Origin of the sequence: Idiomarina sp. OXR-189 (assembly GCF_034373425.1) — a bacterium.
Taxonomy (GTDB): domain Bacteria; phylum Pseudomonadota; class Gammaproteobacteria; order Enterobacterales; family Alteromonadaceae; genus Idiomarina; species Idiomarina zobellii.
Genome location: NZ_CP139706.1, coordinates 1533558 through 1545812, shown reverse-complemented (window position 1 = coordinate 1545812; position 12255 = coordinate 1533558). Strand labels below are relative to the sequence as shown.

Sequence of the window (12255 nt, the reverse complement as noted above, 5' to 3'; positions counted from 1 at the left end):
CTTTCTAATTTCCCGTGTTCATTCTGTAGCGGAGACAACAATTTAATGGCTGATACCGATTCTCGTCCCAGTAACTTTATTCGCCAAATCATCGATAAAGATTTGGCCAGTGGTAAACACTCAACAGTGCACACCCGTTTCCCGCCGGAGCCGAATGGCTTTCTGCATATTGGTCATGCCAAATCAATCGTGTTGAACTTTGGCATTGCGGAAGACTACAAAGGTACGTGCAATTTACGTTTTGACGACACCAACCCTTTGAAAGAAAAGGTCGACTACGTTAATTCGATTAAGCAGGACGTTGAGTGGCTGGGGTATCAATGGGAAGGCGAGCCACGTTATTCGTCAAATTACTTCGATCAGCTGCACGCCTATGCGGTAGAGCTTATCGAGAAAGGCTTGGCCTATGTCGACTTTTCGTCGCAGGAAGAAATGCGCGAAATGCGCGGCACTTTAAAAGAGCCGGGTAAAAACAGTCCTTATCGTGACACCTCGGTTGAAGAGAACCTGAAACACTTTGCTGACATGACAGCCGGTAAGTACGAAGAAGGCAAAGCAGCGCTGCGAGCCAAAATCGATATGAGCTCGCCGTTTATGTGTATGCGTGACCCGGTTATTTACCGTGTGCGTTTTGCGCATCATCATCAAACCGGTGACAAGTGGTGTGTCTACCCAATGTACGACTTTACCCACTGCATTTCCGATGCGCTGGAAGGCATTACGCATTCTTTATGTACGTTGGAGTTCCAGGACAACCGTCGTCTGTACGACTGGGTACTGGACAACATCAGCATTGACTGCCACCCGCAGCAAATTGAGTTTTCACGCTTAAACCTGCAGTACACGGTCATGAGTAAGCGCATTATTAATACGCTGGTAGAAGAAGGCAAAGTAACCGGATGGGATGACCCCCGTGTTGCCAGTATTGCCGGTTTGCGCCGCCGCGGTTATACACCGGAGTCTATTCGTGAATTCTGCCGTCGTATTGGCGTGACGAAAATGGATAACCAGGTTGAAATGAGCATGCTCGAAGCCTGTATCCGTGACGATTTAAACGAAAATGCGCCGCGTACAATGGCTGTGATGGATCCGGTTAAAGTGGTTATTGAAAACTATCCGGAAGGCCAAACCGAGTCGTTAAATGCGCCGAATCATCCGAATAAGCCGGAAATGGGCGAACGTGATGTTACCTTCAGTCGCGAACTGTGGATAGAGCGTGAAGACTTCCGTGAGTCAGCGAATAAGAAGTTCAAGCGCTTGGTGCTGGATAAAGAGGTGCGCTTAAGAAATGCGTACGTTATTCGTGCCGACAGAGTCGAGAAGGACGCTGACGGCAACATCACGACTATTTACTGTCACTACGACGCAGACACTTTGGGCAAAGACCCGGCGGACGGCCGTAAGGTCAAAGGTGTCATTCATTGGGTATCGGCAGAAACGGCGAAAGACGCGGAGTTCCGTGTGTACGATCGCTTATTCCAGGTACCAAACCCGGCCGCCGAGGAAGATTTATTCTCAACGCTAAACCCAGAGTCTTTGGTCATTAAGAAAGGCTTTGTGGAAGCGAACCTGGCGAACGCGAAGTTAGGTGAAAACTTCCAGTTTGAACGCTTGGGTTACTACTGCTTAGATACGGATGCCGAGAAAGAAGGGCGTCTTATTTTCAACCAAACGGTCGGCCTACGCGACAGCTGGGCGAAAATAGAGCAGCAACAGGCTACTGAATCGTAAATTGGTCCAGTAGCTTAGCGCCGTATAAACGAGAGGGGGTGTAAAAGCCCCCTGTGTGTTTCTGGCTTAAGGTATGTACGGCCAACTCAACAGCACCCTCGGCTGTTAACGAGTAACCGTTTTTCACTTTTACGCGCAACTCTTTTGTGTTGCCGCGACCATCAGAAATTTCGCCCCAAACATAGGTCGGGTTGTCTTTTCGTTCTTTCTCTTCTGGGCCGGCTGGCTGAGACTCGAGCTTTTGCTTCAGTTTGCGCTGTACCCACTTCCAGTTAAAGACAAAGCGGAACCAGTTCATGCGGCGCATTTTCTTGACCAAACGCGGACTGGCTGGAATGTACACCTCAATGTTGGGAATATCAGTGGTGTAGTAAGCGGTTGAAACGTCGCCCCACGGAATGGTCATGGCGCATTTTTTACCGTTACCAAAGTCTATCCATTGCGAATGCCAGGCGTGCGGTACATCGACGATTTGTCCATTTACCCGCGCAGCGCCACCGCGGCCTAAGCGTTCAATACTGGTTTTAGCGGTACCGCGACTCATGCGCGAGCCGGAATCAAAGCCGAGTTTTAAGCGCGTTGCTTCGGGCATTTGTGCGTTTAAACGCGCCGCCACACAGTCGGTTGGAATAACGTCAAAGCCAACACCAGGACATAGTACAATACCGGCGTCTTTGGCTGCCTGATGTTTGGAGTGGGCGTATTCGAACACATCAATTTCCCCGGTAATATCCAGGTAATGTGTTTTGGTATCGATACAAGCTTGAATAAGAGGGGCGGCTGTTTTGCTAAACGGCCCGGCGCAATTCAGAACTAAATCGACATCGCTCAGTTGGCTTTTAAGAGTGTCGATATTGTCTAGCGGGAAACTGCGGTATGCAAATTCGAGATGACGCGCCACTGGCTCCAGTGACGCTTCATTACGACCGGCGAGAATAGGGTGGTAACCTCGGCGTTTGGCTTGATGTGCGATAAGCTTCCCTGAATACCCGTAGGCACCATAAATGAGCCATCGCAATGCCATACTATTCTGCCTCTATTGCCAGTTTGTACTCACAGTTTTCACCGCGCTGGCATTCACCGTACAAATACAAGCTGTGGTTGGTCAACGTCAGTTTATTAGTCTTCGCCACTTTTTCCTGGCGCTCTTCAATGACGTCGTCTTCAAACTCAAAAACGTGACCGCAGGTCAGGCACACTAAGTGGTCATGGTGCTCTTTAGCGCTCAGTTCGAATACCGAGCGACCACCTTCAAAGTGGTGACGAGTAATAATGCCTGCATCGTCAAACTGGTTCAGAACACGATAAACCGTGGCTAAGCCGATTTCGTCTTTTTGCTCAAGCAGGATTTTGTACACGTCCTCAGCGCTAATGTGCTGGTTCTCTGGCTTTTTCAGAATCTCCAGAATTTTCATGCGTGGAGATGTGACTTTTAAGCCTGCTTTTTTTAACTGTTCGTCGTTACTCGCCATAATTATTCTTAATCTCAGTCAAACTTAGTAAACAGCATACCCTGTATTAACTGTCATTTGCCAGTTCTGCCAGGCACATTTCTTCGTAGACTTGTTCGCACCACTTTTTGACGCGCTCTTTAGTCAGTTCAGGCTGACGGTCTTCGTCAATACCCAGACCGACAAAGTGGTCGTCGTCGACTAAGCCTTTAGAGTCTTCAAAGTTGTAGCCTTCGGTTGGCCAGTGACCAATAATGATGCCGCCTTTAGCCTCAACAATGTCACGCACCATGCCCATAGCGTCAAGGAAGTACTCTGCGTAGTCTTCTTGGTCGCCACAGCCAAAAATGCCGATTAATTTATCGGTAAAGTCGATTTCTTCCAGCTCTGGGAAAAAGTCGTCCCAGTCGCACTGAGCTTCACCGTAGTACCACGTAGGAATACCGAACAGCAGTAAATCGTAATTGGCAATGTCTTCTTTGCTGGACTTAGCGATGTCTTTTACATCGACCAGCTTTTTCCCAAGCTCTTTTTGAATCATCTGAGCGACGGCTTCTGTGTTGCCTGTGTCGCTACCAAAGAAAATTCCAACCGTTGCCATAAATTATTTTCACCTGTTTATACGAATCAACAATACTGAATGGATTATTTCGTAATTAAATAGAACGGAACCATTCAGTGACGTAAATAATTTTTTAAATACCCGACTCCCACAGGACTTGGATAATGCCTTTTGCAATGAAGCCAAAACAACCCAGGAATAACACCAGCCAAACAATAATTTGACCAAACTTGGGTACTGAGGAGCGTTTTAAAACGTCTCGTATTGCCAGACCAATCAGCAAGAAAAGAATTCCCAGCGTTATATTGGTGCCAAGAATTTCCAGTTGTTCATAATATTCAGCCAACATACAACGACTCCTTGCTGACATCTGTCACTAATACGGGACTTGTTTTGAGCCGCCGTAGAATAGCATAAAGTCGTTAAAGTAGCGACCTTAGGCCGTTAGAAAGTCGCGCACCAAACGGTTAAATATACGAGGTTTTTCGGCATGCAGCCAATGACCTGTGTCATCAATAACCTTAACCGATGCGTTGGAAAAACGCTTTTTCACGGCGTCTTCGTGTTTCTCCGTCAGATAATTCGAGTTTCCGCCTTTAATAAAAAGTGCTTTCCCGTCGTAGGTGTTTTCACTCACAGCGCCGGATATTTCGCTGTAGCACTCTTTCAGTGCGTTTAGGTTTAAGCGCCACTGATAACCGTCGTCGGTACGTTTCAGGTTCTTCAGCAGAAACTGACGCACGCCTTTCTCAGCAATGGCATCGGACAGTTGCTTGTCTGCGTCACCACGGCTTTTAACCTGAGAAAGGTCAAGTGCACAAAGTGCCTCCATAATGCGGTCGTGGGTGCCTTCATAAGCTGCAGGAGATATATCGGCGAATACCGCTGACAACACTCGTTTGGGAGCGCTCATAGCAACTTCCATAGCAATTTTGCCACCCATAGAGTGACCGACTAAATGAAACGAATCTAGGTTAAGGTCGTCGGCAAGCGCAATAATGTCACCAGCCATGCTTGGGTAGGTCATGTCGTTGCTGTGGAAGGAGTCGCCGTGGTTTCTGACGTCTGTTAATACACAGAAAAAGTCAGACTCTAGCTCGCGAGCCAGTCGCTTGAGGTTGTCTTTGTCGCCAAAAAGCCCGTGAATGATGATAACTGCCGGGTTCTTAGAGTTACCAAGCGTTTCATGATTCAATTGTTTAGAGTCTGCCATCGAGTCGCCTTTAGTGATAAACTTTGCGGTCTATTTTCAAGGCTTTGTAGTGCCGATGCAAGCGACAAAGCCATACATAATGGTTTATTAGAGGTCGGTCATTAATAATGAAACGGATAGACATTGACGACGATTTGTACGCCTATATAGCTAGCCACACTCGCGAAATTGGAGAAAGTGCTTCCGATATTCTGCGCCGTCTGCTGGATGTTGATAAAACGACAGAGCCGGCACCTGCCAAGCCGGAAAAGACGAAAACAGACAGTGTTTTTAACCGCTTGAATGAGCAGGACGTGCGCATTCAAAAGAGTGTTGTTGCCCGCTTTTTATACATATTAAGCATGCTGTACAAAAGTCACAGTGACCGTTTTGCTGACGTGTTGGACATACGCGGCCGTGACCGTCAGTACTTTGCGCGCACCGAAGACGCGCTGCTGAGCACCGGTAACAGCACCAATCCGAAACAAATACCCGATGCGCCGTACTGGGTTATAACCAACACCAATACGACCAAGAAAAAGTCAATGCTGACGCAGGTTGCAAAGACGTTAGGCTACAGCTCTGCTGATGCAGAAAAGATAAGGGATTTTTTATAATGGCAAATTCATCGCGCGCCGGGCAATTGGCGCAAGCTAGTGACTTAACCAATATTGCACAGTTGACCAGTGCCTACTATGTGTACGAGCCAGACCCGCGCAAAGCCGAACAAAAAGTCAGTTTTGGTACTTCGGGTCACCGAGGTAGTTCGTTAAAGCGTTCCTTTAATGAAGCACATATTTTGGCGATTGCACAAGCGATTTGCGCGTACCGCGAGGAGCAGGGCATTACCGGTCCTATTTTGGTGGCTAAAGACACTCACGCACTGTCTGAGTCGGCGTATTTAAGTGCTTTAGATGTGTTTTTAGGCAATGGTCTGGAAGTGCATGTTCAGGCAGCGCACGACTACACGCCAACACCGGTATTGAGTCGAGCGGTTATTCAATGGAACAAGAATAATAGCGCCAAAGCCGATGGTGTGGTTATTACGCCGTCGCACAATCCACCGCAGGACGGCGGCTTCAAATACAACCCGCCACACGGTGGTCCAGCGGGCGGTGACGCCACTAAGACCATTGAAAAGTACGCAAATGCGTTGCTGTCGTCGGGGCTCATTGGTGTGAACACCTGTGAAAGTGAAGATGTTCTCGAACACCCGGGGCTGACGTTTGTAGATTGGCGCAAAGATTACATTGAGCATTTAACCGACTGCGTGGACATGGACGCTATTGCGAAAGCTAACTTAACTCTGGGCGTTGATGCTATGGGTGGCTCGGGTGCAAAGTACTGGTTACAAATTGCTGAGCATTATGGGCTCAATATTGATGTCAAAAACGCGGTAGTCGATGCGACTTTCTCGTTCATGTCGCTCGATAAAGACGAAAAGATCCGCATGGACTGCTCGTCACCTCATGCCATGGCGTCACTGCTGGAGCTGAAAGACAAATACGATTTAGCCATGGGTAATGACCCGGACTATGATCGTCACGGTATTGTGACACCAACGCATGGTTTGATGAACCCAAACCATTATTTATCGGTCGCTATTGATTATTTGTGTAAGCACCGTTCCTGGTCAGACGCTGCCGCTATCGGTAAGACTTTGGTGTCCAGTGCCATGATAGACCGCGTTGTCGCCGCAAATGATCGAAAACTGATGGAAGTGCCGGTTGGTTTTAAATGGTTTGCGGAAGGCTTGGCGGATAAGAGTATTGCATTTGCCGGTGAAGAGAGTGCCGGAGCAACCATGCTGGACCACAATGGTGATACCTGGACGACTGACAAAGATGGTATTGTTTTAGCCTTGCTGGCCGCTGAGATTCTGGCGACAACGGGCAAGAACCCCAGTCAGTACTATGATGAACTGTGCGAGCAGCATGGTACGTCGTTTTATCGCCGTGTTGATACGGCATCCTCAACAGAAATGAATCAGCGCTTTAAAGGCATTCGTGCCTATAAAGTGAAGTTGCCAACGCTTGCTGATGAAGTTGTGACGGATATTACGACCAAAGCGAAAGGGAACGACGCGCAGTTTGGCGGCATTAAAGTGACCACAGAGAATGGTTGGTTTGCAGCGCGGCCTTCAGGCACTGAGCCGGTTTATAAGATCTACGCTGAAAGCTTTGTTGGTGAAGAGCATTTAGATGCGATACTCCAGCAAGCCGCTGAGTGGGTCAACGACTTACTGGCTGATAAATAACCTTCTGCTAACGGAGGATAGCGTTACTTTCTATTTCGCTATCCTCGTCTTCCTCTTCTTCCTCAAGACTTTCAGGCGCTTCTTCCGCCATTGATGTTAAGAGCTCGTCAGAGGTTTGTGACGGTGCCAAAATAGCGAAGTTGCTGTGTAGCTGGTCTTCTGCTTTTGCACGACGAGTCACTCGATACAGCGTATACAAGCACACCAGCGCGGTAAGACTGGCCAACAGTAAGAAGAAGAAATTTATGGCGCCAAACTGCATGAGTGCGGCAACGGCCGGTGCGCCGATAATAGAGCCTGCACCACCTATTTTGATAATAGCGCCGGTGGCACCAACCATCTGATCCTTTTCCAGGTAGTCATTGGTGTGCGCCATGCCTAGCGAGTACAGAGGCAAGATAAAGGCACCCAGTAAACCTACCGCCAGGTAAATTAAAATAGCGTTGGATGCGCCCAGTTGTGAGAGCAATACGGCAACACCCGTGCCGCCGGCCGCACAAATAGCGATAACAAAACGGCGGTCAATTCTGTCCGATAAAAGCCCAAATGGCGCCTGCGAAATGAGTCCGCCTAAAATGAAGGCCGCCATAAAGATGGTAATTTGGAAGACACTTAGGCCAATGTAAGAGGCATACATGGGTCCAATGCCGTAAAACATTGCGTAGCAGGCCTGCATAACGAACGCATTCACAACCCCTAACGGCACCGTTTTCAACAACAGTGAAACCGGCACTTTTTTGTTTTCATGAGTGGTTGGCTCGACCGTAACGCTGACCAAAATGGGTATAAGCGCCAGGTTAATGAGCAGGGCAACAATAGCGAAAGCAACGAAGCCAGCAGGGTCGGCGACGCCTAGTATCAGCTGGCCGGCAATGAGTCCGCTGTAGATAATCACCAGGTAAACAGACAGCAGGGTGCCGCGGCTTTTGTTGTCGGCCATGGTATTGAGCCAGCTTTCAACAATGACGAAAATACCGGAAATGGCAAAGCCGGTAATAAAGCGCATAACAAACCAGACAACCGGGTCGACCCATATTGCCTGCATTAAAATACTGAACGCGGCAAGAGCGGCGAGGCCACCAAACGAGCGAATATAGCCGACACGACGAATGTCTTTAGGTGCGCGGGTTGACCCAAATAAATAGCCAATAAAATAGGCTGACATGATAAAACCGGTGACTAACGTACCGAAGTCTTCGATAGTGGCACGTAAACTTAACAGGGTACTGGTCATTCCCACTACAACACCAATGAGACTGATGCTGGTAAGCAGTGAGCTGATTCCCCGAAGTTGTTGTTTTAGCATGTCTTTACCGCTGTTTTTGAATTTATGGCAATCATAGCGTCAGTTGCCGTTTTTTCATAGGGGAGATTCCCACAAGCTTATCCACAAGTTGTTACTTGCTGTTCTGGTTTTGGCTGTTTAATATGCTCTCAAAGTCTTATTAGGATGATGTCATGTCACGGTTGCTAAGTCGCTTTGTGTTTATTGCGTCAATTACATTGCTGACAATGCTATACAACGGCAGCGCTCAGGCAAAGCTGGTTGATAACCTTTATGCAGCGGAGGTTGAAGTTGCCTCGCAAAGTAATTCGCATCGGCAACAAGCCATTCGAGAAGCGTTTGAACGGGTTATTTTGAAAGTGACCGGACAACCTGAGTCTATCGAGCACGAAGCGGTTGAGCGGGCGCTACGCAGCGTCAGTAACTATCTCATTCAGTACGGTTACAGTGACAACCAAGGGCAGCGCACATTAACCGCGACCTTTGATGGTACCAAAGTACGTTCATTGTTAGCAGAGCATCAATTGCCGTATTGGGGTAGCCGCCGACCAGAGCTGTTAATGTGGATTGTGACCGAAAACGAAGATGGTCGCAGAACCATACTCGACAGTTCCGGACAGTCGGTTTTTCAGCAGCAACTCAGTTTTTTCGCACGCCAGTTAAGTTTGCCAATACGTATGCCTTTAATGGATTTAACGGACTCTTTTACGATTTCGCCAACCGATGTATGGGCGCGTTTCATGCAACCTATTAAAGAAACGTCTAAACGTTATGGTTCCGATGGACTTTTTGTCGGAAAAATAATGCGCAACGCGGAAAGTGAAGAGCCATGGGTTCTGGACTGGTCAGTGGAAGTGGGCGACAGACGTTTGTACGGTAAAGTCTCTGCAACAAGCAAAGACTGGTTGGCAGAGCCGTTAATGCAACAGTTGATGGCTAAGCTGTCTTCTATCTACAGCGTGACAGCGTCGGACGAAAGTGTGAGCCAAACCATGGCCATAAAGGTTGAAGGGCTAAACAAACTTCAGCATGTATTAGCGCTTGAGTCGTTCTTAAAAAGTATTGTGTCAGTGCAGGACGTGACATTAAAACATTACTCTCAGAGTCTTTCTGAGTTCGATATTGTGATTAACGGCTCGTTAGATCATGTTATTCAGTCGATAAACCTCGACGGTCGTTTAAAAGTGCGTGACATGGGACCTTTTGTCAGCATGAGCGAGAATCAGGTACAGACTTATGAATGGCGCGGGGGCAATTAATGCCTCCTCAGCAGTTGCCTTTAGCCGTTCAGTTACCTGACGATGAGACCTTTGAAACCTTTCACAAAGGCAGTAATGAAACGGCGTTAAAATGGTTGCATACGTTGCCTCAAAAGCAGGCACCGTTAGAAACCAGTGAACAGCTGACCTGGCTGTCCGGGCCTGAGGGCGTTGGCAAGAGCCATTTGCTGCATAGTCTGGTTGCCTCTTCTTCTAACACTAACCGCGTGTTTTATTTCCCGCTGAAGGAGCTTGTAGAGGTTCAGCCGGGCGCTGTGCTTCAGGGAGCTGAGAAGGCCAGTATTATTTGCCTGGACGACGTCGACCGCGTTACCGACAATGAGAGCTGGTGTTACGAGCTGTTTGCACTGATTAACCGCGTAACTGACAACGAATACAGCCGCTTAGTTATGACTGCGCAGCAGTCTGCCGTAAAAACAAACGTCAGTTTGCCCGATTTACACTCCCGTTTTCAGTGGGCAACGGCTTTTCAGTTACAACCATTAACCGATGAAGATAAGGCGCAGGTACTGTCCTTAAGAGCTCAGTTCCGGGGGCTGGAATTACCCGATGATGTTGCGGCTTTCATGATACAACGCCTGGGGCGCTCAATGCGCGAGCTAATGAATACGTTGAACGAGTTGGATAAGGCGTCGATTACTTATCAACGCCGTTTAACCATACCTTTTATTAAAAAGATCTTGTCGGTTTAGTCCTGATCTTTCAATTTCTTTAAGCCCAATCCTAATTCGCGACCTTTATAGCGGGCAAAACCCGTTGCTCCGATAAAAGCACCAACCGCAAAAAGTAACTCTAATGCAGCCCATACGCGCTCATCCGGGTGTGTCCATAAAGTGGTTAAAGCATGCAGAAAGTAAAGCATCAGAATAAAGTTCGCCCAGGCGTGCGTGTATGGCTTACCGCGCACAAGCCCGGTTAGCGGGAATAGCAGCGGTAATACCCAAAACAGCAAAGAAAGCGAAGTAGGCAAGGATCCCGGCTCCGAACTCGGTAGGCTATGCCACAAGATGACAAGAACCAGCAGGGGCCAGTAACAAAGCTGCGTTAAGACACGATAAAACTGTGGAGATGTTGGCATGAATAAATCCTAAGACATTAGCTTTTGAGCGGCTGAGGCAACGCGTTTACCCAAAGCAACCGCAAGTTGGCGTTCATGCTCGGTGAGTTTACCTGAGCCGTCGACATGACTTGCACCATAAGGAGACCCGCCAGACTCGGTTTTATGCAGAGCGGGTTCAGAGTAGGGCAAACCCACCAGCAGCATACCGTGATGCAACAACGGCAGAGCCAGGCTTAGTAACGTCGACTCCTGACCACCATGTAAAGAGCTGGAGGAGGTAAAAACAGCTCCGGGTTTGTCGGCTAAGGTAGCGGATAGCCACTGGGCAGATGTGCCTTCCCAGAACTTCTGTAGGCTTGAGGCCATGTGCCCGAAGCGTGTAGGGCTGCCAAGAATCAGTGCATCGCATTGCTCTAAGTCATCGTTGCTGACATCGAGATCGCGTTCGCTGGCAGCATCACTGGCCGTATTAACGGTTCTCAATACGGCCTCGCCACCAGCGCTCGCAACACCTTCAGCAATAGCATCGGCTAACTGCTGGGTTGCTCCACTGCGGCTGTAATAGAGGATTAGAACTCTCGCCATTAAAGAATATCCAGTACCGACTCCGGAGGCCGCCCAATAGCCGCTTTATCGCCTTTAATGACTATAGGGCGTTCGATAAGCTTAGGGTTATTGACCATGGCGGTAATCAATTCATTTTCGTCACTGACACCAGCAAGCCCCAACTCTTTGTAGATAGCCTCTTTTTTCCGCATAAGCTCGTCTGCAGAAAGTCCAAGTTTGCTCAGAATGTCTTTTAATTCAGCAGCGTTTGGCGGCGTTTTGAGGTACTCGACAACTTCTGGTTCAATAGACTTCTCTTTGAGAAGCTCAAGGGTTTGTCTTGATTTTGAACAACGTGGGTTATGATAAATTGTTACTTCACTCATTTTTGTCGTACCTTGTAGTCTCTCGTAATGCATTAATACTAACTAAACGGGGTTAAGAATGAAACTCGCAGTCATTGCTTTCGTTGCTTCTTTTATGTTGTTGGGCTGCTCTGAGTCAGCCGATGTCAAGACCGATACCGGTAACACTTACGACTGGTCTTCAATGCAGGGGCAAACGGTGGTGGTTAACTATTTTGCCGAGTGGTGCGCTCCGTGCTTAAGAGAGTTACCCGAACTGAATGAGTTTCACCACCAAAAGCCTGAAAACGTCACGCTTATTGGTGTCAGCTTTGATCCTATGTCGAATGAAGATTTAGCCGCGTTGAAGAAAAAGCACGGTATTGAATTTCCGCTGTCACTGACTCAGCCGGCACCCGCATTTCCATTCGAGCGACCCAATATGCTGCCGGCAACCTATGTGATCCGACCGGATGGCAGTGTTGATGGACCGCTCATGGGCGAGCAAACGTTGGACTCCCTGAATAACGCTGTGGGCGCCGAGTAA

General features: G+C 48.3%; 15 protein-coding genes. 6 read left to right on the top strand and 9 right to left on the bottom strand.

From position 1 onward, the window contains the following. Positions 1–45: 45 nt before the first annotated feature. The gene (gene glnS / locus UM402_RS07650; protein ID WP_058578986.1) at positions 46–1731 is read left to right on the top strand and encodes a glutamine--tRNA ligase; all 1686 of its coding nucleotides are present in this window, start codon (positions 46–48) and stop codon (positions 1729–1731) included. Here glnS and UM402_RS07645 read toward each other — a convergent pair. The 5 genes from UM402_RS07645 to UM402_RS07625 all read right to left on the bottom strand — a co-directional run bounded on the left by UM402_RS07645 (position 1718) and on the right by UM402_RS07625 (position 4957). Further along, a complete protein-coding gene (locus UM402_RS07645; protein ID WP_058578987.1) occupies positions 1718–2755 on the bottom strand; it encodes a saccharopine dehydrogenase family protein in 1038 nt (345 codons plus the stop codon). The two genes, glnS and UM402_RS07645, sit on opposite strands and share 14 nt — an antisense overlap. Position 2756: 1 nt before the next feature. Next, positions 2757–3203, bottom strand: coding sequence for a ferric iron uptake transcriptional regulator (gene fur / locus UM402_RS07640; protein WP_053952349.1), 447 nt, complete (start codon positions 3201–3203; stop codon positions 2757–2759). 46 nt (positions 3204–3249) lie between these two features. Beyond that, positions 3250–3783 carry a flavodoxin FldA gene (gene fldA, locus UM402_RS07635; RefSeq protein ID WP_053952348.1) on the bottom strand — a complete coding sequence of 178 codons (534 nt, stop codon included), beginning with the start codon at positions 3781–3783 and terminating at the stop codon, positions 3250–3252. Positions 3784–3877: 94 nt separating this feature from the next. Then, positions 3878–4093, bottom strand: coding sequence for a DUF2788 domain-containing protein (locus tag UM402_RS07630; RefSeq protein ID WP_053952347.1), 216 nt, complete (start codon positions 4091–4093; stop codon positions 3878–3880). Positions 4094–4180: 87 nt separating this feature from the next. Next, the gene (locus UM402_RS07625; RefSeq protein ID WP_058578988.1) at positions 4181–4957 is read right to left on the bottom strand and encodes an alpha/beta fold hydrolase; all 777 of its coding nucleotides are present in this window, start codon (positions 4955–4957) and stop codon (positions 4181–4183) included. Positions 4958–5064: 107 nt separating this feature from the next. Here UM402_RS07625 and UM402_RS07620 point away from each other — a divergent pair, with 107 nt between their 5' ends. Together UM402_RS07620 and pgm are read left to right on the top strand one after the other, a co-directional pair. Then, positions 5065–5553 carry an N-carbamoyl-L-amino acid amidohydrolase gene (locus UM402_RS07620; RefSeq protein ID WP_058578989.1) on the top strand — a complete coding sequence of 163 codons (489 nt, stop codon included), beginning with the start codon at positions 5065–5067 and terminating at the stop codon, positions 5551–5553. Next, a complete protein-coding gene (pgm, locus tag UM402_RS07615; protein ID WP_058578990.1) occupies positions 5553–7193 on the top strand; it encodes a phosphoglucomutase (alpha-D-glucose-1,6-bisphosphate-dependent) in 1641 nt (546 codons plus the stop codon). Before UM402_RS07620 ends, pgm begins: the two co-directional genes overlap by 1 nt. Before the next feature lie 7 nt (positions 7194–7200). On the opposite strand, the gene UM402_RS07610 is transcribed toward pgm, so the two are convergent. Then, entirely contained in the window at positions 7201–8499 is a 1299-nt protein-coding gene (locus UM402_RS07610; RefSeq protein WP_058578991.1) for an MFS transporter, read from the bottom strand. 152 nt (positions 8500–8651) lie between these two features. Here UM402_RS07610 and UM402_RS07605 point away from each other — a divergent pair, with 152 nt between their 5' ends. Together UM402_RS07605 and hda are read left to right on the top strand one after the other, a co-directional pair. After that, positions 8652–9737 (top strand): DUF2066 domain-containing protein, encoded by a 1086-nt coding sequence (locus UM402_RS07605; protein ID WP_058578992.1) that lies wholly within the window; start codon positions 8652–8654, stop codon positions 9735–9737. Further along, a complete protein-coding gene (gene hda / locus UM402_RS07600; protein ID WP_058578993.1) occupies positions 9737–10450 on the top strand; it encodes a DnaA regulatory inactivator Hda in 714 nt (237 codons plus the stop codon). The genes UM402_RS07605 and hda overlap by 1 nt, the downstream gene beginning before the upstream one ends. Here the strand turns inward: hda and UM402_RS07595 are convergent. Genes UM402_RS07595 through arsC form a run of 3 tightly spaced genes read right to left on the bottom strand, consistent with a single transcriptional unit; the run spans position 10447 to position 11750 of the window. After that, positions 10447–10836 carry a DUF2069 domain-containing protein gene (locus tag UM402_RS07595; protein ID WP_058578994.1) on the bottom strand — a complete coding sequence of 130 codons (390 nt, stop codon included), beginning with the start codon at positions 10834–10836 and terminating at the stop codon, positions 10447–10449. The two genes, hda and UM402_RS07595, sit on opposite strands and share 4 nt — an antisense overlap. A 9-nt stretch (positions 10837–10845) precedes the next feature. Next, a complete protein-coding gene (gene wrbA / locus UM402_RS07590) occupies positions 10846–11403 on the bottom strand; it encodes an NAD(P)H:quinone oxidoreductase (protein ID WP_058578995.1) in 558 nt (185 codons plus the stop codon). Continuing rightward, positions 11403–11750: an arsenate reductase (glutaredoxin) gene (arsC, locus tag UM402_RS07585; protein WP_053952338.1), complete on the bottom strand. Its 348-nt coding sequence runs from the start codon at positions 11748–11750 to the stop codon at positions 11403–11405. The genes wrbA and arsC overlap by 1 nt, the downstream gene beginning before the upstream one ends. Before the next feature lie 58 nt (positions 11751–11808). Between arsC and UM402_RS07580 the strand changes: the two genes are divergently transcribed. Continuing rightward, a complete protein-coding gene (locus UM402_RS07580) occupies positions 11809–12255 on the top strand; it encodes a TlpA disulfide reductase family protein (RefSeq protein ID WP_058578996.1) in 447 nt (148 codons plus the stop codon).

Excerpts from the sequence above, each read along its gene's own strand:
- UM402_RS07625 (WP_058578988.1), bottom strand. The coding sequence starts at position 4,957 with ATGGCAGACTCTAAACAATTGAATCATGAAACGCTTGGTAACTCTAAG.
- arsC (WP_053952338.1), bottom strand. The coding sequence starts at position 11,750 with ATGAGTGAAGTAACAATTTATCATAACCCACGTTGTTCAAAATCAAGA.
- UM402_RS07595 (WP_058578994.1), bottom strand. The coding sequence starts at position 10,836 with ATGCCAACATCTCCACAGTTTTATCGTGTCTTAACGCAGCTTTGTTAC.
- fur (WP_053952349.1), bottom strand. The coding sequence starts at position 3,203 with ATGGCGAGTAACGACGAACAGTTAAAAAAAGCAGGCTTAAAAGTCACA.
- UM402_RS07645 (WP_058578987.1), bottom strand. The coding sequence starts at position 2,755 with ATGGCATTGCGATGGCTCATTTATGGTGCCTACGGGTATTCAGGGAAG.
- pgm (WP_058578990.1), top strand. The coding sequence starts at position 5,553 with ATGGCAAATTCATCGCGCGCCGGGCAATTGGCGCAAGCTAGTGACTTA.
- UM402_RS07580 (WP_058578996.1), top strand. The coding sequence starts at position 11,809 with ATGAAACTCGCAGTCATTGCTTTCGTTGCTTCTTTTATGTTGTTGGGC.
- fldA (WP_053952348.1), bottom strand. The coding sequence starts at position 3,783 with ATGGCAACGGTTGGAATTTTCTTTGGTAGCGACACAGGCAACACAGAA.
- wrbA (WP_058578995.1), bottom strand. The coding sequence starts at position 11,403 with ATGGCGAGAGTTCTAATCCTCTATTACAGCCGCAGTGGAGCAACCCAG.
- UM402_RS07620 (WP_058578989.1), top strand. The coding sequence starts at position 5,065 with ATGAAACGGATAGACATTGACGACGATTTGTACGCCTATATAGCTAGC.
- UM402_RS07610 (WP_058578991.1), bottom strand. The coding sequence starts at position 8,499 with ATGCTAAAACAACAACTTCGGGGAATCAGCTCACTGCTTACCAGCATC.
- glnS (WP_058578986.1), top strand. The coding sequence starts at position 46 with ATGGCTGATACCGATTCTCGTCCCAGTAACTTTATTCGCCAAATCATC.
- UM402_RS07605 (WP_058578992.1), top strand. The coding sequence starts at position 8,652 with ATGTCACGGTTGCTAAGTCGCTTTGTGTTTATTGCGTCAATTACATTG.
- UM402_RS07630 (WP_053952347.1), bottom strand. The coding sequence starts at position 4,093 with ATGTTGGCTGAATATTATGAACAACTGGAAATTCTTGGCACCAATATA.
- hda (WP_058578993.1), top strand. The coding sequence starts at position 9,737 with ATGCCTCCTCAGCAGTTGCCTTTAGCCGTTCAGTTACCTGACGATGAG.